Genomic DNA, 19,618 nt, shown 5'->3' with positions numbered 1-19,618 from the left:
GCTTAGTCAAATAGCTTAAAGTGTTTGATGCTAATGCTTACATATTGTCAATACGCCAAAGTGCTTGCAGTATATAAGTAAAAAAATTGACAAATCTTACCGCGCTTGAAAAACATCCAGAACCTGTTGCCGTAGTTTGAGGACAAATAAGTTGCCTCAAAATGTCCTGACAAAATGTGATCAGGACGTTTCCATTAGGATTATTTCGGCTCATAGGCGAACAACTATATATTGCGGTTATAGGCCTTTTTTTTCCTCCTTTTTTGAGGAAAATAATTGACACAAAAAAGGATCAACGTCCCGCGATGGCTCCAATGGAATGGACGCACTCTTTCAAACGGCAACGTGCCAACATGGGAGTATTACCCCTAAATAAAAGGAGCGTCCAAAATGAAGATGACTTCGATTGGAATCGATTTAGCAAAAAATGTATTTCAAGTTCATGGCGTCGATGATCATGGAAATGCCGTGCTTCGAAAGAAACTAGATCGCGTAAAAATGGCTGAGTTCTTTATTAAACTGCAACCGTGTTTGATTGGAATGGAAGCGTGTGGCAGCGCACATTACTGGGGCAGGAAGCTGACCGGGATGGGACATACTGTGAAACTGATGGCTCCTCAATTTGTGTGGGCCTATGTCAAGACCAATAAAAATGACATGGCCGATGCAGAAGCAATTTGCGAGGCCGTTTCTCGACCTAATATGCGCTTCGTTCCAATAAAAACGGACGAACAACAAGCTGTTCTGTCATTGCACCGAGTGCGTCAGTCTTTTATCAAAGTGAGAACGGCTCAAGCAAACCAAATTCGCGGATTGTTGTCGGAGTTCGGCATAGTTATTCTGCAAGCAATTGCGAACATCGCCCGGCGCCTCTCGGAACTCAGGGAAAAATCAGATTAGCCGGCAAGCTTTCGAGATCTGCTACAACGTTTATATGATCACTTGAAAGACATGGATAAACAGGTCGATGAAATGGATGAGAAAATTCAACAATGGCACCGTTCTTCAGAAATGAGCAGAAAACTTGCAGAAATACCTGGAATAGGTCCCATCACTACCACGGCATTAGTGGCTTCAATTGGAGATGAAGTGATGGCAAACCAGGTTAGACCGTGGTCAGGAAAACCTGTAATGCGACATGCGCTTCGAGCGTGTGGTTCTGATTAGGACCTGGCCAGCAAGTTCCATCAGGGACAGAGGCGCAAACCTCAATGAAAGTCCGAATATATGGCTGCAATCTTACCCTTATACTCATCATCGATTTAATGCTTGGCAAACTGAGGGCGTCCATATATGTCGCATTATCCAAACCTGCGTGCCGATCAGGCAGACTACTGGGTCCCAGAGTAATGGACGAATCGAGATGCTCAAATTTAACGGAATGCGATTTCCAATCGACGTGATTTTGGTCTGCGTCCGCTGGTACGCAGCCTACCCGTTGAGTTACCGCCACCTGTAAGAAATGATGAAAGAACGCGGCGTGGTTGTTGATCACTCATCGATCAATCGTTGGGCGATCAAATTCTTACCGCTGCTGGAAAAAGCATTCCGCAAATACAAGCGTCCAGTTGGTAGAGGCTAGCGGAGGGATAAGACCTATATTGAAGTCAAAAGTGTCTAGAAGTGACTCTATCGATCCATGGACAAGGAAGGCAACACGATTGACTTTCTATTGACCGCCAAACGAGACAAAGTGGCTGCACAACGTCTTTTCGACAAGGCCATGCACACGCATGGCGCTCCTGAAAAAGTCACGATGGATAAAAGCGGTACCAACCAGGCCGCGATCAATGCGATCAATGAGATCAATGCTGGCAGAGAAATTCGGATTGTCGTTCGACAGGTCGAATACCTCAACAATGTGTTCGAGCAGCACCATCGGGCTATCAAACGCGCGACCAAACGATGCGAAATTTTAAATCAATGCGATCCGCTCAAAACGTACTGGCCGGCATCAAACTCATGCACATGATTCGCAATGAACAGATGATCGTCACAGCAGAAAATATGATGTCGTTTGCCGATCAATTTTAGGCTTTGGCAGGACAAATCCGTTCGGTTTGAAGCTGGATCAAAAAACTACGAGCAGTCCGATTTTTCTCTGTTAATGCGACAAAGTCAACGCGACGACCAGCTTCAAGTTCTCTTGGGCATCGCGGGAATACTCTCCATGAAATGTAGTACATCCCCCCCTTATCACACGCGGTCACTTGGTTTAATGTTTGATTCATAAAAAAATACGATGACAACCGTCGCGCTTCATAGCCAAGGGTACTTGACGCTCGCCAAGGGGATTCATAATGAATAATTCGCATGTGATTTTAAAGCACATCGCTGTCGCGCTATGCTTAATTGCTGCTTACGGAGTTATACCTGATGTTGCAGCTAATCCTCTTTTTGCGAGACAAACAAGTCTGAAGTGTGCGTCCTGTCACACTATTTACCCTGAGCTAACGCCCTTTGGCCGAAAATTTAAGCTGGGAGGCTATACGCTGGGAGAACGCTAGAAGATTCCACTTTCTCTGATGGCGATCGTTTCGGCTAATTCGATTAAAAACAATACTGACAAATCGACCGGCGATCAGCTTTTCGGGAAAAATCGCGAATTTGTCGCAGAGGCTATCAGCCTCTTTTCTGGCGGCAAATTTAGCGACAACGCCGGGGGTTTCATCCAATGGACCTACAACAACATCAGCACATCGGACAACCGGAATTTTTCAGGGCACAGTGCGCTTGATAACACCGATCTGCGCTTTGTGAAAATGGCTGGGACAGATGAAAAACCGACGTTTTTTGGTGTGACATTGCATAACAACCCTACCGTTCAAGATGTCTGGAATACCACACCTGCCTGGAGCTATCCGTACTATAGCCCGAGTCTTGCAGCCCCAGGTCGTGGCGTTCCAACGTTTCTTGAATCGGGTGCGCGGGTCGCCGGGATTGGGGCATATGCATACGTGCTTGATTCGCTGTATCTGGAGGCGACCTCCTATCAGACGGCGAAAGGTCCGCTTTCGGTCTTGCGCGCGGGCACTCCCGATAATCAGAGGGTATCGCTATCGGGGTCTAATCCTTATTGGCGCATCACCTATACGTTCGGCGATGAAAACCAGAATTTAACAGTCGGCCACTTTGGAACAACAGTCTCCTTAAAAGGGCAGGATGGAATCAACCCCGGGGACCAATTCCGCGATCTGGGGTTCGACGCGCAATACCAATATTTTAGTAAAGATGCCCACCATATCGTCACCGCTCAAGCTTCCACGATCAAAGAAAAAGCGGAGTGGCGATCCGGATTCCCCAACAGAAATGACAATCCCAGTTCGAGCCAACGTTCTACCCGCGCCAAGATCACCTACCTTCTAGACCGGACTTATGGTTTTACGGTCGCCGGGTTCAATGTTGCAGGGGACGCCGACTTCTTAAGATTTGGGACAACTAATGGGAAGCCGGATACAAGAGGGTATATCGTCGAACTAAATTATTGGCCGCACTACACATTCGATTGGGATCCTCAGGCGAACGTCCGACTGGGACTCCAGTATACGGGCTACACCAAGTTCAACGGGGCCAAATCTAATTACGACGCGACGCTCAGGGACGCTAAGGACAACAATACCCTTTACCTTTACGCGTGGTTAATGTTTTAAGAAGCACTATCAAGCATCAGTCGCTTCCCACTTCGCGCAAGCCCAATCTATTTAGGGAAGCAAGTCTCGTTTTGGATATTACATCGGGAGCAGAAGTCATGAATAAGACCAAACCAATATCGCGCCGGAGTATGCTCCGTCAAAGCACTGTGATGTTGGGCTCAATCGTTATTATTCCTATCGCGATTTACTCGCGGTGCGCAAATGCGGGGTCCGCGAGTAAGGGAATGCTTAATTATCAAGATCATCCCAGGGATGGTCAAAGGTGCGCCGACTGCGCTGCATTCAGGCCTTTGTCCACCCCAGATACAGTTACTGGCACTTGTAAAATTGTGGCAGGACCGGTCAATCTTAGCGGCTGGTGTATGGCGTTTTCGTCAAAGTGATGCGTGTGAAATAAATGTAAGCGCTCAGTCACCCGATAGCGTGCCGCGCCCGGCTGTCCGTATGATTCAGGACGCATCCACATAACTGACATTGCGTTTGGGCAGCAAGCCATACTGCGGCCTTAAAAGATTGACGCCACGTCCAACCGCCACTGCGCCAGCCTGGGCGAGGTATCGATCTTGCCTACACTGCCGGTCAAGATCTTGTTGGCAACGCTGGCTGCCATGATTTCTCATCCAGATAGCCAAGAGTTTGCATGCATTGGGTTAGGCGTGCCCGTGTTGCAATTCGAAACACCTGATACACAATCTCGCTGTGTAAGTGACCGATACGTTCGTACAATAAAATCACTCTCAACGTTCTCTGGAGTATCAAATGGAAGTCAGTCAATCAACACCGCGTATGCATCCATTAGTCGCCGGCGCGGCAGGATCTGTTATCTTGGCAAGTCTGCTTGGCGTCGCAGCGATTGCGGGCTTGCTACCGAATTCTCACGGGAATGCAGTGGGATCGCAAGCGCCAGTAGCAACGCCTGCCGCACAGATGGCGATGTCGGTTCCCGCGGCATTGCCGGCGGGCGCACCGGTCTTAGTACAGACACCCAACGGTTACCAATACATGCAGCCAGTGGCTTCACCTGCGGTGGCGGGATATCAGGTTGCCCCGACGCCCAGTATGACTAAACAAAAAACGGTAGTCCATCATGTTTATCGGCATCATGATTCATCTTATGCACAGGCCGAACGGACACCCCAATATGAAGCGCCGATCCAACAGTCCCGCCAAGTAGCTCAAGCCAGTCCGGTGTCACAAATGAGTCCGTTGGGGATAGCTACCGGCGCGGTGATCGGTGGACTCTTGGGACATCAGGTGGGCGGCGGAAACGGTCGTACGCTTGCGACCGTTGCAGGTGTAGTTGGTGGCGGGTATTTAGGTAATACGGTGGCCAAGAATTACGGCTATTAATTGATCTGTGCTGGCGCTAAGGAATGGATCATTAGCTGCGGCAAAGTCAACGCCGCAAGTCAACAGGCCAATGCAATATCGCGTGTGGCTGATCGGACTGGTAGCGGCCAGCCCAGGAGAGCCTGCAAAAGGTGGGGAGATGAGTTGGTTGCCCGTGCTGTTGAAATGACCTGTCGTTCGCGCGGGGCTTACGCAAATCGCTGGCCGAGGTTGATCTGACACCGAAGACGCCGAGATTGGCGGGCGACAGTTCACCATTGAGAACCGCTACTCTGACCTGCACCAGGCAGTGCGCGCGTTCGTCGGTCCAGCGCATCTGGCGATATTTGGCCATGCGGTGGCTAACAACCAGATTCACTCCCATTTGGCGATGCTGCTGCTGATTGGCAGGCCCGTCCGATAACGGGCACCATAGTTGGACCGCAAGATGACATCTTTTATAAGTTGTTCCAATGGACGTGTTCGGAAAAGCAGCATGAGTATGCAAGAAATAAAATCCTTACCGGATGAGTCGGTATAAGCTATTCAATTCTTTCCGTCACATAGTTAACTTCTTTTCCGTCCCAATGATATTCCAGGTAGGCGGCATGGTTGCATTCACTCAAAATGGCAGTTTTGAATGCCGCGACACAGGTACCATTTTCTCGTCTTACACTTGGGTAGCAAATCCCATTCGAGCCACTTTCACGGATTTCTTTTCCTAATGATTGGGAAGATAAATAACTCTTCAGTGAAAATATCTCTGGATGGGTGTCTTTGTCGGGAAATAAATCTGTCACCAAACCTTTAACTCGCGTTTGGTAAAGACGCATTTGAAGGTAAATCGGCTCCTCATGTGTTGCCAGCATAAAGGCTGCAAAATGACGTTTCGTTTCTGCTATGGTAGTTTCTTTTTCTTTTGCCGCATAAAAAACACCATAACTCCCATTCGAAAACCGGCTTCCATCAGGGTTGAGGTGCGTGAAGGCTACCATGATGGGGCCGCTGCCATTCCCATATATGCGCTCACTTTCTGGTTCCAAAGAAATTTCGCCGATTTCATTTCGAATACGCGGATTTGTCATCGCTTCAATTTCATAGAGCGCGTCAAAGTCTGCGGCTTCGGCCACGCGATCAAATATATAAATTGAAGGAAATCTGGTTGAAATAATTCTGAATCAGGGAAGCCAATCGAGTGTCATCTCCGGCAATTGCATTACGACCATCCACCACGAGCAGCATCAAGATATTGGCGCACCACAAACAAATCAGCCACATTCCCTGACAGCATGCGATCCAGCGCACTTTGCCCGCCAAATAGAGGAGTATTGTTTGGCTTGCTAATCCAGGCATCAGCGGAAATAGTATTTGGAAGTAATATTTGTAAGGATTTATAGATGCCTAGCAAATAAGAAATCCGCTCTAAGGTATCGCGACTGAGCAATGCCGTTCGGGCGCTTTATTCCACTTGAAATAGGCCGCACGGCTAGGATTGCCTAGCAAAATGATTTCTTGGTCGTTTTTTAAATGCCAGTCGCGGGCAATATTAAAGAAGGCTCTTAGCCCTGCGCTCGACAGTCTTTTAGGGGCAACTGTAGCTATCTTTGGGTGTAATACAGTCTTAGAAATCCTATTTGTATATAAATGGACTTATTAATTATATTAATCTACAAGTGGATAAAGTGCCAGAAAGCTCACGTTTAGCTGCAAAACGATGCATACATTCAATTTTTTGTTTTTTCGTTATATATTTCTATTTTGCGCTAAAAAAATCGCCCATCAATGATTGACCGATAACGGTTCAAAGATGGGCGATGCCACTCGCTTGCATGGCGACGAGCAATCCTGGCGTTGCTATTTCGGCATTCTTCTTAGACGCTACTAAGCAGCTTCAGATCCGCATGAACCGGAAGCCACTCGATAAAACCAGCGCTTAGTTACTTAGTTATTGAATGTTAATTCGGCGTTATAGCCGGGTTGGACCCATAACGTGTTGCGGTATTGACTTTTCAACGTCGTGAATTTATCTTTTCCAATCATTTCACCGGCACGCAAGGTAACAAACTCGCTATTGATAAAGTCCGCCAAATGTTTCGGCCATTCATAATGACCATTTGCGCCCTTTGTCACTGCGAATGATTTTTGGGTTTGATGGCCTTCTGGGTCGGTCAGTGTAATGCGCACGTTGCTGCCGATCTTCAGGTCGCCGGTTGAGGTGATCGCACTGGCGTTTTTCCAGGTTGGCGCACCGTCAGTTGCCGGGTTTACCGTCACCGTTACTTTTGCATCTTTTGCTTGCGACCAGATCACGTTGAGATACTGGCTATATTGCGGTGCAAAGGACCCATCTTTCTGTTGGACGCCTGCGCGGAATTGCGTGGTGTTATTGAGTTGATCGGCGACATACTTGGGCCAGCGATAATGGGTATTACTACCGCTAGGCAAGATGATGTCGATACTCGTTGGTTTGGCGTTAGGCGCTGTCGCGGTAACATTTACCATACTGCCAATCGGTAAGTCACTGGTTGCATTGATCTGTCCAGCCTTGATCCAGGGCCGGCTAATGATCGGCTCATTGATACTTTTGAGCACTTGGCCGGTATTGGCCAGATTACCGCGGGTTTTAGGCCATGGACCTTTCGCCAGCGGTGTACCGTCGCCTTCAATAGCCATAATGGCGCGGGAATAAACCGCATATAGTGTGCCATCCAAGCCTAGTGTCAATTGCTTGATGCCAGAATAATCGGCGCCCAATTTTTTCCAGATAGGCTCGCCTGTGGCGGCATTGAGCGCGTAGAGGCCGTCTTGAGAAGCAACATAGACTGTGCCTGGAATACCTTCTTCTGGTTTACCCTGGCTGACGACCGGGGTCGCAGCGACAGTTGCATTACTCATATCTGGATTGTCTTTGAACTGATAAATCCAGATAGGACCTTGGCCGACGCCCTGTGCGTTTAGTTTCAGCCCGGCGATAGCACCGTAATACTCTCCCTTCTTCTTTACATCGAAAGGGAAGTAAATCCGTGATCCCGCGATAATCGGCTCGGCGACCCCTTCGTAACCGATATACGCTTTTGCCCTTTTAAAACTGAGCAGAGACTTAAATGATTGATCCGGATAAATGGCATAAAGCGTATATTCACCAGGCTTGTAGTCAGCGGTAGGGGGAAGGTGAGGATTGTCAGGATTGCTCTGGCGGTAGCCTAATGAATACACGATATCGTGGTCACCCATCACCGGTTGGAGCAAGCGCACCGGAAGTTCTTTGCCGGCGGCTGTGATTTGATCCCGATCAGGATGAAATGTGTGGACGTGTCCTTTAAATACCGTGCCTTCGCCGAATTCAGTCAATGGTGAATCAGTTACCTGTGTCGAGATATGTACGGCACCATCTGCGCCGACAATCGGCGAGAGTGGAACGTATCCAAGCCTGATTCCACCCTTCTCGAAAGTGCAGGCTACCTCGTCAAGTTGTTGTTGCCACTTAATATGGCCGTCAAAGCCGACGCTGTATAGCTTATGAAAGGCTAATGTATCTGTCACCGCCTGGCAGCCGTTGAAATACAGTCTTTCATCCATGCCTAACGCGCCAGCGTTTGCCCGCATTCTTTTTACCCCGACATTCTCGATATCATCGGCTGGCAGTGTGGTACTTTGAATAATTTTACCGGAGATGCGATCAATGAACAGTAACTCTGTGTGATCCTCTTTTTTTGCGACGATGACATCATCTTTAAGTAATAAGTTATTAAACGATTTTCCGTGGCTGCCGGTGCTATCAAGTTGGTAAATATGTTCCCATTTTTGTTCGAATTTATTACTTGCGCCTTTGAATGAAAGTAGGCCGTATGCATTTGGCGCTGCGCTATCAGTTCGAGGCAACTTACTCATACCGGTATATAAATCGCCTTGTGCATCCACTACTATGTCTTGAAACTGTGTGAACGTCGCAGCAGTACTCGGTTTATGTAACCATTTTAGATCTCCAGCATCAGCATAGGCCGCGTTGGAGATGAATGTCATCACGATTGCCAGCGGAAGGATGCGCAAAGCGGGGCGTTTCAGATTGGATACGATTTTCATTGTCTTATTTGATTCCTGGGATGGGTGTTACGGTCGCGTGACGTGATATGCGCCATTTTGCAATGGGGTGTGTGAAATGGATATTAGCGGGATTTAAAGGCTACATATTTGCCGGTTATATAAAATGTTAATAGTTTATATTGTCTAAAATATATGCTCATGTGAAATATAAATATTTATAAAAGCGGATTTTAAATTATTTTAATAATTGCGACAAATACGCTTTGGTCGTTATATGTGTAAAACACACTATTCATAAAATATTTATTTGATGGTGAAGGCGTTACCGTGTCAATGATTAAGATTAATCTGATATGAGGCGATTTTATTATGGGAGATAAATCTTATGCGGGAGAATAATCTCGTCAGCGTAACGAGGGAATTTTTTTATATAAATTAATAGTATGTTTCCGCCATTAATAATGGGATATTAGAAAGAGTGAGACTTATATTTTCATTATTATTATAATAATAATGTTCATGTTCATGTAAAAGTCTATCCAGAATGTATCCAAGATAAATCTTGAAATTATTGTCCGTATCGTTCAAGAGTAATCGCGTATAAAAATAGATTCTTCTATATTTTTGATGGTCGCGGCGTGTAGTCGCTTTGGCTCGGTAAGCTTGGACAAAATTGAATGCGGATGAGAGGTGAGATGGCAGCAGTTATGTATAGCCGTCACGTATAACCGGCATGAAGTCTTCAAAAAGCTGCGGCTTTTTTGAGGTAGTGCTGTGAGGAGGTTCTTGCGGATGGTCCGATTATTGGCTCTGACAGGCAAAGCCAACTTTTGCAAATCTGAAATATTTAGGACGGAATACTCAGCACTGCATCGCGCTTGCTGAGGAGATGACTGCGCAATATCGCTGAGAGTCTTTTTCCATCTCTAGCTTCAAGTGCCTCGATCATTTCGCCATGTTCATGTGCGGCGTTGTCCCATTTTTGTGCTTGAAAATTTGATTTGAAGCGCAACGCTTTGAGACGTCGATTCAGGCCCAGATAGGTTTGTCGCAGTACGGAGTTTTTGGCTGCTTCATTAATGCGGTCGTGTATCTCTTGATTACGCACGTAATAGCCCGGTAAGTCATTTTGCGCTTTACAAGCCAGCATCGCGTAATGAAGCGCTTTGATTTCGGCTAGCTCAACCGCGGTAATCCGCTCACAAGCCAACTCTCCCGAGAAGGCCTCAATGCCACTCATCAGCTCAAATGTTTCCCAGATTTCGCTTTCTGTCATCTTTGATACCGACGCGCCGCGATTGGGGGATATCTCAATTAAGCCTTCTGCTGCGAGCACTTTCATTGCCTCACGCAGCGGCGTGCGAGAGATGCCTAGGGTTTCGCAAAGCTCTCGCTCGTTGAGTTTCATGCCAGGTATAAGAACGGCCTCGACGATGAGGTTGCGCAAATGCTCGACCACCGTATCGTGCAGTCGCTGACGCTCTAATTTGGGTAGCAAGGGTTGCGTTGGTAAGACAACTTCGCCCTCAATTGTATTTTTCATTCAAAAAATCCTATTCTCTATCCCGCAATTTTATCATCAAGTGAGGAATTGCCCGAAAATTGTGTTATCCAAGATAGGTAGAAAGTAGGATATCTTTCCGCTAATAACCCTATAAATCTTACATTTTTATTAAATTAGTACCGTATGGCTCAATTCTCCTCAACAGAAAGTTTACTTTACGTTTTGTATTTTGGCTGATAAAGTATTTTGTATTCAAAATTCAAAATACTTTAGAGGCACATATGCTAACACTTGATTTCCATCCAGCCGGTCGTCATTTCTTGCAAATTCCAGGCCCAAGTCCTGTTCCAGACCGTATCTTGCGGGCGATGAGTTATCCCACTATCGATCATCGCGGGCCTGAATTTGGTGCGTTAGGCTTGCAAGTATTGGCGGGCATCAAGAAGATTTTTAAAACCGAGCAGCCGGTTATTATTTATCCCGCGTCCGGGACTGGCGCGTGGGAAGCAGCATTGACCAATACGCTTAGTCCGGGTGACGCGGTGCTGATGTACGAGACCGGGCATTTTGCGACGCTGTGGAAAAAAATGGCGGAGGCGTTAGGTCTTAAGCCGGAGTTTCTTGGTCTGCCGGGCGTGGAGGGATGGCGACTTGGTGTGCAGGCCGATTTGATCGAAGCGCGGCTGCGCGAAGATACGCGCCATGTTATCAAGGCGGTGTGCGTGGTGCACAACGAAACGTCGACCGGCGTGACCTCCAATATCGCGGCCGTGCGTAAGGCAATCGACGCCGCAGGCCATCCTGCATTACTGTTGGTTGATACGATCTCAGGATTGGCGTCGGCCGATTATCGGCATGATGAATGGGGCGTCGACGTGACCATTTCAGGTTCGCAAAAAGGGTTGATGTTGCCACCTGGGATTAGCTTCAATGCTGTCTCAAAAAAAGCCATTGCGGTGGGAAAGCAAGCTACATTACCGCGTGCTTTTTGGGATTGGACCGACATCATAGAAATGAACGCAACCGGCTATTGGCCGTACACCCCCAATACCAATCTTTTGTATGCGCTGTCCGAGGCACTGGATATGATTTTGGGCGAGGGTCTTGATAACGTGTTTGCACGCCATCAGCGTCTTGCCGCGGCATGTCGTGCAGCAGTTCAGGCGTGGGGACTGGAAGTGCAGTGCGCTGATCCCGCCGTGTATTCGCCCGTGCTGACCGGCGTGATGACACCAGTTGGTTTTGATGCGGATGCGATTCGCAAGACGATCTATGAAAATTTTGATATGTCGCTGGGTACCGGACTAGGCAAGATGAAAGGCCGTATGTTCCGCATCGGTCACTTGGGCGAAGCCAATGATTTGACCTTAATGGCGACGCTTTCCGGTTGCGAAATGGGGCTGAAACTTGCTGGCGTGACATTGGCGGGTAGTGGCGTCCTGGCGGCGATGGATTATCTCTCCACGCACAAGAGCGCATCCATGCTGAAAGCGGGCACATAACAAGCCACAAACCACAAACCATAAGTCACATCATTACTGCCCGAACCAAGCAGCCCACGTGCTCCATTAGCGACGCTGCCCGTTGACCACAAAATCGCAGAGACGATTTATGGTGAGCGGCAAGAAAAAACGCTTTAGCTTGACGACCAATACATATTGGAGACAACCTTGAAACACCTACGCTTTCGCGCGACCACCATCGTGCTTCTCATGCTTTGCCTGATGTATTTCATCACTTATCTGGATCGTGTGAATGTGAGTACCGCCGCGGCAGGATTCGGCAAAGAGTTCAATCTTTCTAAAACCGAAATCGGTCTAGTCTTTTCCGCCTTTGCTTATCCTTACCTTGTATTCCAAATTATTGGCGGCTGGGTCAGCGACAAATTTGGCGCGAAGCGAACGCTGATTTATTGCGGTATTTTGTGGGCCATTGCAACCATTCTGACCGGCTTTGCTGGCGGTCTGACGTCTCTATTGTTGGCGCGTCTTTTGCTCGGATTGGGTGAGGGCGCAACATTTCCCGCCGCGACCTCAGCGATGGCACGCTGGATACCGAAAGAGAAACGCGGATTTGCGCAAGGTATTACGCACGCATTCGCCCGTATCGGTAACGCAGCCGCGCCAGCGGCAATCGTTTTCGTCATGGTGCAATACGGATGGCGAGAATCGTTCTACATCTGCGGCGCGTTAAGCCTGGTTTGGGTGCTTGTATGGGCTTTTGTATTTACCGAAGATCCCACCAAGCACCCGCGCATAACGCCCGAAGAATTGGCTGCGATGCCAGCGCCCAAAACAGGCAATACCAAAACGCCGTGGGGGCCGCTCTTTAAGCGAATGTTGCCTGTCACTATTGTGTATTTTTGCTATGGCTGGACGTTGTGGTTATTCCTGAGCTGGATTCCGCAGTACTTTTTGCACAGCTATAACCTCGACATGAAGAAATCCGCTATCTTCGCCTCCAGCGTCTTTTTTGCCGGTGTCGTCGGCGATACGCTGGGCGGGATTGTCAGCGATAAATTGTTGATACGCACCGGCAATCTGAAGATCGCCAGAAGTTACATGGTGTCTGTCTGTATGTTGCTCACCTTGTTGTCGTTGCTGCCGATCATCTTTACCCATAACCTTTATGTCTCGATAATCTGTCTCAGCGCGGGCTTCTTCTTTGCGGAAATGACGATTGGTCCGATGTGGGCTATTCCAATGGATATCGCCCCCGAATCGGCGGGTACAGCCAGCGGCATGATGAATACGGGTTCGGCACTGGCAGCGATTATTTCACCGGTTTTGTCGGGCTATTTAATTGACCGATATGGTAGTTGGGAATTGCCATTTGTCGGCAGCATGATCTTGATGGCGGTAGGTGTGGTGCTGGCGTTCCGTATGCAGCCAGAGGCGAAGTTTGCCTCGGCCGATGGGCTCAAGGCGACGATGGCATCCAAAGTGCAGGTTTAGTCTGCACGCGTACGATGATTAGGTGGCAATATGACGTCCGGGGTGAGCGTGGCAGGAATAATGTTTTGCACGTTTTCCCGCTCGTTTCATCCGACCATTCAACCATCCACCATCTAATGTAGAGAGATTTTATGAGCACAATATCCGCGACCGATTCTGCGACTGATTCTGTAAATGCGTTAGCCGATATCTTGAGCGTCGCGTATAACGGCAACACCACAATATCGGTACCAGCAGCGCTGGAACCAGAGAATAGTGACCGCGCTTACGCGGTTCAGCAACGCATTCTGAAGAACTGTCATGTCAGCATCGGCGGGTGGAAAATCGGAGCGAAGTCCGATATCGGACCGATTCAGGGCGCGCCGTTGCCACAGCTGCGCATCTATGCGGCATCTGCTTCAACACCTGTTTCAATTGCGCGAAAAGACTATCCCGTGCTTGGTCTTGAACTGGAGATATTCTTTTCATTTAACAGGGATTTCTTGCCGCAATCTGAGCCGATTCCAGAGCAAGAAGTATTAGAAAGTATCAGCGGGTTTGGTGCTTCCATTGAGATCGTTTCAAGCCGGGTAAATGGTTGGCGCGATGCGCCCAAGCTAGTCCAGCTTGCAGACTTGCAAAATCACGGTGCATTGATGATTGGTCAGATGGTCGCATACCGTGGGGATTTTTCTACGTTGAATCCGGTTGTTGATTTGCGTCTCGACGGCGTTCCTCTGTTTAGCGGAGTCGGTCAAAATCCGGCTGGTGATCCGCGGCGATTGTTAAGCTGGCTAGTCAATCATTGCAGCCAGAAAGGGCTAGGATTGTTAGCCGGGACCATCATCACCACGGGTTCTTATACTGGCGTGGATTTTCCTACAAAAGGCGGCACGGTGGCTGGTGAAATTGCTGGACTTCCTGCCGTTACTTTCGAACTGATTTAGGCAATTTTTTAGCGCCAGTCTAAAGCTAATTTTGACCGCGCTTTGACGTTGCTTGCTTGTGGCTTTTTATTTATATCGTGAGTCCAATTATGTTGATTAAGCCTATTTTCCTCGCTCCACCAAGCAGTGGTAATGGTTCGGCAATAGCGACTCTATTGAAGCGTGAAATGCGTGGTGATGTTTTGTTTGGAAAAGCAGACCGTGGCAGATACGCTACGGATGCCTCCATTTATCAAATCATGCCGATCGGAGTGGTCGTGCCGCGCGATCAGAAGGATCTCTTGCTGGCACTCGACATCGCGCGTAGCCATAAGATGCCGATTTTAGCGCGGGGTGCTGGCACTAGTCAGTGCGGGCAAACAGTCGGTGACGCGCTGATTATTGATAACAGCAAGTGGCTCAATAATGTGATTGACTTTGATCTGGAAGCGCGCACTGTCACGGTCGAGCCGGGAATTGTGCTCGATCATCTGAATGCGTGGTTAAAACCGCATGGGTTATGGTTTCCTGTCGATGTATCGACCGCGGCCCAATGTACATTGGGCGGCATGGCGGGTAACAATTCTTGCGGTTCGCGCTCGATTGAATACGGCAATATGGTACATAACGTGCTGGCAATCGACGCGGTACTTGCCGATGGCGTGCAAGGTCGGTTTGGCCGGCTGGATCAGATGCCCGATAGCGGGCGCCTGCACGACATCGTGCTGGGTCTGCAACGGATTGCGCAACGTGAGCGAGATGAAATTATTGAACGCACACCAAAGGTTTTGCGTCGCGTGGCCGGTTATAACATCGATATCTTTGATTGCCAGAATCCACGGGCGTATACCGATGATGGCATGGCTAATCTGGCGCAGATTCTCGTGGGTTCTGAAGGCACGTTGGCCTATACCCGACAGATCACGTTAGCTCTGCTGCCGATACCGGAACACAAAGTATTGGGCGTGGTGAATTTCCCCACCTTTTATCAAGCCATGGATATGGCGCAGCACATCGTCAAGCTTGGACCGACCGCTGTGGAGCTGGTAGACCGCACGATGATTGATCTGGCGATCAGTAATCCGGCGTTTCGTCCAGTGATAGAAAAGGCATTGATAGGAAAGCCCGCAGCGATTTTGCTGGTTGAGTTTTCGGGCGAAGATCTGGATGTGCAGCGGAAAAAATTATCTGCGCTGGCGGAGTTGATGAGCGATCTGCATTTGCCCGGTTCAGTGGTGCAGATGTCGCAGGCTGGTGAACAGAAAGCTTTGTGGGAAGTACGCAAGGCGGGATTAAATATCATGATGAGCATGAAGGGCGATGGCAAGCCAGTGTCCTTCATCGAAGATTGTGCTGTGCCGCTTGAACATCTGGCCGAGTACACAAGTCAACTTACTGAAGTCTTTCATCAATATGGGACGGAAGGCACGTGGTACGCGCATGCCAGCGTAGGAACCCTGCACGTTCGGCCGATTCTGGATATGCGGCGAGAGGGCGCAAAGGACATGCGCGAAATCGCCGAAGCGGCATCGGCATTGGTGCGCCAATACAAAGGCGCGTACTCAGGAGAGCACGGCGACGGACTCTGTCGCGGTGAGTGGGTGGCGTGGCAATATGGGCCAAAACTGAATGCAGCCTTTGCCGAAATCAAAGATTTGTTCGATCCTGAGAATCGCTTCAATCCCGATAAAATCGTTCGTCCACCAAAAATGGATGACCGTAGAAATTTCCGTTACGCGCCGGGTTACCGTGAATTGTCTTTGGTTCCCGCACTTGATTGGTCACAGTGGAACGTCAACCGTGATCCGCTTACAGGCGAAGAGACTGCGCCCGGCACTGGCGATGATCGCACAGGCGGATTGGCCAAGTTGGTAGAAATGTGTAATAACAATGGCCATTGCCGTAAGTTCGATGCAGGAACAATGTGCCCAAGTTATCGTATTACCAAAGACGAAAAGCATGTGACGCGCGGTCGCGCTAACACTTTACGTTTGGCAATGTCTGGTCAGTTAGGAGAGGACGGTCTTGCTAGTGAGGAAGTGAAGGAAGTATTAGATCTGTGTGTTTCTTGCAAGGGATGTAAACGCGATTGCCCAACCGGCGTGGACATGGCTAAGATCAAGATTGAAGCGCGCGCCGCATGGACCAGAAAAAACGGTCTGCAACTACGCGATCGTCTGGTTGCTTTCATGCCACGCTATGCGCCGTATATGCGTAACGTTGGCGGAGCGCTGGCGCTGATAGAAGGGGTTCCGTATCTTTCCGGGTGGATAAAAAAATCGCTGGGATTGGCACCGCAGCGGTCCTTTCCACGCTTCCGAAAATCGTTTTTGGGCAATGCAAAAACGAGTACGCCGGACGTCCATCAGCGTAAAGAAGTTCTCTTGTTTGTGGACACGTTTAATAACTATATGGAGTCGGAGAACGCTGTTGCCGCACAGCAGGTTCTGGAAGCCGCTGGATATACCGTGCGGTTTAATATTGTTCCCGGTCAGCGACCGTTATGTTGCGGTCGGACCTATTTATCTGCGGGATTAGTCGAAGAGGCAAAGGCCGAGGCGCGGCGTAGTCTGGATGCATTGATGCCGTTTGTTAATCGGGGTGTACCGATAATTGGTCTGGAACCGTCCTGTTTGCTCACGCTGCGCGATGAGTTTTTGAGCTATGGTTACGGCGAGGAGGCAGAGAAGTTATCAGGCTCCGCTTATTTACTTGAAGAGTTTTTGGTAAAAGAGCAAAAGGCGGGGCGCTTCACGCTGGACCTGAAACCGCTACCGACTAACAAAGTATTGCTGCACGGTCATTGTCATCAAAAGGCATTTGATGCTTTTAGTCCGGTGCAGACTGTCCTAAAATGGATTCCCGAAGTTCAATTGTCGGTGGTGGAGTCGTCCTGTTGCGGAATGGCAGGAAGTTTCGGTTACGAAGCGGAGCACTATGAAGCATCACTGGCGATGGCGGAACTGGCATTGCTTCCTGCGGTGCGCAAGGCGGGTAAAGGCGCGATTATCGTGGCCGACGGGACCAGTTGCCGTCATCAGATTCATGACGGGACCGAGGGAGAAGCGATGCATGTCGCGTGCGTTCTTGCGCTGGCGTTGGCTGGTAGTCAATGATCGCAGGCTCGCCAGAAGTCCGTCGGACCTGCGCGGCGCGATTTCATGGGTCACCCGTATAACATAAATATCAGAGAAAACGGAGATTGCTTCATTTAGCGATCATCGTCGTGTTTTTTGGCTTCTCCTTCCCACATCAGGGTGATGCGCATCAACTTTTTGTTTGCCCTTGATCAAATAGATAGCTTCCAATTCCGGCGTCAGATCGTTGGATGCCGCGACTAGCGTATACTTTCCTATTCCAGGCAGGGTTAAGCGGTCTCACGTCGGCATTCCAAAAAATCCCAAGATAGCTAACTTCTCAGTAAATTCCGTATTAAAGCAATGTTATTTCGACATCGATCCTACGACCGAATTTTTTCAAGAGTTTCCTCTGCTACTATCATGTCCGAATTGTTCAATAGTCACCACGTTCCTAACTTTTTTAGCGTTTATTGCAGGGAGAAAAACCTGGTGAGGATGTGATTGATGGAAATTTTCGTTGGTGTAATCATTTTTTAGGCCCATTTAGGGGCTGAGCACGCAGCTACACTATGTTTCACAATTTAACGTGAAGAATTTTTGCGAATTGTTTAAAATCCATTTTTCGGATTTACTTAGACATTTCGAATAACATTTGTTCGGTCCCCATCAGGGGCAGTTGACCTCCATCGGTAAAATGAGTAAAAAGACAACGCAAACAACCAGTTCGCTGAAAGTACGTGCACGGCGCAGGACAGTGATCGGTATTGCCTTGTCGGTTTTACTTCATGTGGGTCTGCTGACGTTTGTATGGTTTCAGATGGATGAGGATGTGCCGCCTCTGAAGCCAGACGCCGCGCCGCTGGTGGTTTCGCTTATAAAAAGTAAGCAGGAGACACCTTCCAGAGTGGTTTCGTTGCCGCAGCCGAAAGCCGTGCCGCATCCGCCCGCCAAGCCGGTTGTTCGGCCTAAAACACCGCCTAAACTCGCCGCACGTCCTTTACGTCGCCCAACGCGTCCGACCTCGACAGCGCGGATAACGCCTGCACCCTCGCCAATACAGGCAACGTCACCGACCGATACGATTAAACCCGCGCCGCCAGAAATGGATATGAGCACGATGCTCAACTCCGCCCGTGATCGCCGACGTGCTGAAGCCGAAGCCGAGGGACGCCCTGACCCTGATCCGGGTGCGCCAGCAGAAAGCAATGCACCTGCTGATAATGCGGTTGCAAAGGCGAATATTCAATTTTTAGCGCGTAAAGGCGAAGGCGGTGGCGGAATATTCCAGATCATCAGCAAAGGGCCACGCGTCGCGCAATACGTATTCCGTGGGTGGGGCGCAACCGCCCGCGAGAGCCGCCGTCAGACGATTGATGTGGATGCTGGTTTAAATGGCGATATCAATGCCGCTATTATAAAGAGCATGATCGAACTGATTCGCAAGCGCTATCCGGGCGACTTCCAGTGGGACTCGCAACGATTGGGGCGGGTCATCACGCTGTCAGCCAGAGAAACTGACGCCCAGGCTTTGCAGGCATTCCTAATGCTGGAATTTTTCGGCCGGCCTTAAGCGTGATGGTGGGTCAGCACCAACCTACCAGTGGCGGGCTACTTGATCAACGGCAATAGTTGACGAAAAGCCGGGTGTTCACTATCGCGTACCCATTCGTAAGCCACCATTTCGACCGTAACGAGTTGCGCCCCGGCTTGCTGTAACCGCGCCAGTGCGGCGTCGCGGTCGCTTTCCCGGCGCGATCCGACGGCATCAACCACAACCCGTACCACAAAACCGTGCGCCAGCAGGCCGAGTGCCGTTTGCAGCATGCAAATATGCGCTTCGCAACCCGCTATGATAATTTGTCGCCGCGGGCGCGGCAGGATACCTAGCAATCCGTCTGCGCAGGCATTGAAATGGATTTTGCTGACAGTCGTCTGGCACAGTTGCTTAATAGCATCTTCATTCCCGCCAAGTTTGGTTGGGCTCTGTTCCGTTCCAATGATGGGCACGTTGACCAATTGCGCGATGCGGCCCAGACGCACCGCTTGCGCTGTGACCGTTTCACCCTGATGAATCGCAGGCATCAGGCGTGACTGGAAATCCACTAACAATAAAGTTGATTTTTCGACGTCGATCAGCATGGTGTTCTCC

General features: G+C 49.2%; 12 protein-coding genes and 4 pseudogenes. 10 read left to right on the top strand and 6 right to left on the bottom strand.

Annotated elements, in window-relative coordinates:
* Window positions 1–390: 390 nt before the first annotated feature.
* From QN379_RS01920 to QN379_RS01900, 5 genes and pseudogenes are all read left to right on the top strand, one after another.
* A pseudogene (locus QN379_RS01920) lies at window positions 391–1,143 on the top strand (IS110 family transposase); the annotation flags it as partial.
* A gap of 220 nt (window positions 1,144–1,363) precedes the next feature.
* Window positions 1,364–2,034: pseudogene (locus QN379_RS01915) on the top strand (IS6 family transposase).
* Between the two features lie 491 nt (window positions 2,035–2,525).
* Window positions 2,526–3,650 carry a cytochrome C gene (locus tag QN379_RS01910; protein ID WP_323505840.1) on the top strand — a complete coding sequence of 375 codons (1,125 nt, stop codon included), beginning with the start codon at window positions 2,526–2,528 and terminating at the stop codon, window positions 3,648–3,650.
* 98 nt (window positions 3,651–3,748) lie between these two features.
* Window positions 3,749–4,036 carry a high-potential iron-sulfur protein gene (locus tag QN379_RS01905; RefSeq protein WP_323505839.1) on the top strand — a complete coding sequence of 96 codons (288 nt, stop codon included), beginning with the start codon at window positions 3,749–3,751 and terminating at the stop codon, window positions 4,034–4,036.
* 376 nt (window positions 4,037–4,412) lie between these two features.
* Window positions 4,413–5,003 (top strand): glycine zipper 2TM domain-containing protein, encoded by a 591-nt coding sequence (locus tag QN379_RS01900; RefSeq protein ID WP_323505838.1) that lies wholly within the window; start codon window positions 4,413–4,415, stop codon window positions 5,001–5,003.
* Window positions 5,004–5,049: 46 nt separating this feature from the next.
* On the opposite strand, the gene QN379_RS01895 is transcribed toward QN379_RS01900, so the two are convergent.
* The 5 genes and pseudogenes from QN379_RS01895 to QN379_RS01875 form a co-directional block, all read right to left on the bottom strand.
* Window positions 5,050–5,490 carry a hypothetical protein gene (locus QN379_RS01895; RefSeq protein ID WP_323505837.1) on the bottom strand — a complete coding sequence of 147 codons (441 nt, stop codon included), beginning with the start codon at window positions 5,488–5,490 and terminating at the stop codon, window positions 5,050–5,052.
* A 34-nt stretch (window positions 5,491–5,524) separates the two neighbouring features.
* A pseudogene (locus QN379_RS01890) lies at window positions 5,525–6,208 on the bottom strand (RES family NAD+ phosphorylase).
* A pseudogene (locus tag QN379_RS01885) lies at window positions 6,199–6,611 on the bottom strand (MbcA/ParS/Xre antitoxin family protein). The pseudogenes QN379_RS01890 and QN379_RS01885 overlap by 10 nt, the downstream one beginning before the upstream one ends.
* 312 nt (window positions 6,612–6,923) lie before the next feature.
* On the bottom strand, window positions 6,924–9,065 hold the full coding sequence (locus QN379_RS01880; RefSeq protein WP_323505836.1) for a hypothetical protein: 2,142 nt from the start codon (window positions 9,063–9,065) through the stop codon (window positions 6,924–6,926).
* Window positions 9,066–9,873: 808 nt separating this feature from the next.
* Window positions 9,874–10,569 (bottom strand): GntR family transcriptional regulator, encoded by a 696-nt coding sequence (locus QN379_RS01875; RefSeq protein WP_322235465.1) that lies wholly within the window; start codon window positions 10,567–10,569, stop codon window positions 9,874–9,876.
* Between the two features lie 242 nt (window positions 10,570–10,811).
* Here QN379_RS01875 and QN379_RS01870 point away from each other — a divergent pair, with 242 nt between their 5' ends.
* The 5 genes from QN379_RS01870 to QN379_RS01850 all read left to right on the top strand — a co-directional run bounded on the left by QN379_RS01870 (window position 10,812) and on the right by QN379_RS01850 (window position 19,039).
* Entirely contained in the window at window positions 10,812–12,032 is a 1,221-nt protein-coding gene (locus tag QN379_RS01870) for a pyridoxal-phosphate-dependent aminotransferase family protein (protein ID WP_322235468.1), read from the top strand.
* A gap of 210 nt (window positions 12,033–12,242) precedes the next feature.
* On the top strand, window positions 12,243–13,484 hold the full coding sequence (locus tag QN379_RS01865) for an MFS transporter (protein ID WP_322240405.1): 1,242 nt from the start codon (window positions 12,243–12,245) through the stop codon (window positions 13,482–13,484).
* 131 nt (window positions 13,485–13,615) lie between these two features.
* Window positions 13,616–14,410 (top strand): fumarylacetoacetate hydrolase family protein, encoded by a 795-nt coding sequence (locus tag QN379_RS01860; RefSeq protein WP_323505835.1) that lies wholly within the window; start codon window positions 13,616–13,618, stop codon window positions 14,408–14,410.
* Between the two features lie 89 nt (window positions 14,411–14,499).
* Window positions 14,500–17,505, top strand: coding sequence for an FAD-binding and (Fe-S)-binding domain-containing protein (locus QN379_RS01855; protein WP_323505834.1), 3,006 nt, complete (start codon window positions 14,500–14,502; stop codon window positions 17,503–17,505).
* Window positions 17,506–18,163: 658 nt separating this feature from the next.
* Entirely contained in the window at window positions 18,164–19,039 is an 876-nt protein-coding gene (locus tag QN379_RS01850) for a hypothetical protein (RefSeq protein WP_322235475.1), read from the top strand.
* Window positions 19,040–19,077: 38 nt separating this feature from the next.
* Here the strand turns inward: QN379_RS01850 and QN379_RS01845 are convergent, their stop codons facing one another.
* Entirely contained in the window at window positions 19,078–19,608 is a 531-nt protein-coding gene (locus tag QN379_RS01845; RefSeq protein WP_323505833.1) for an isochorismatase family protein, read from the bottom strand.
* Between the last annotated feature and the right edge of the window lie 10 nt (window positions 19,609–19,618).

This window comes from Glaciimonas sp. Gout2 (assembly GCF_035018905.1).
GTDB lineage: Bacteria > Pseudomonadota > Gammaproteobacteria > Burkholderiales > Burkholderiaceae_D > Glaciimonas.
This window is presented reverse-complemented; position numbering and strand designations above follow the sequence as displayed.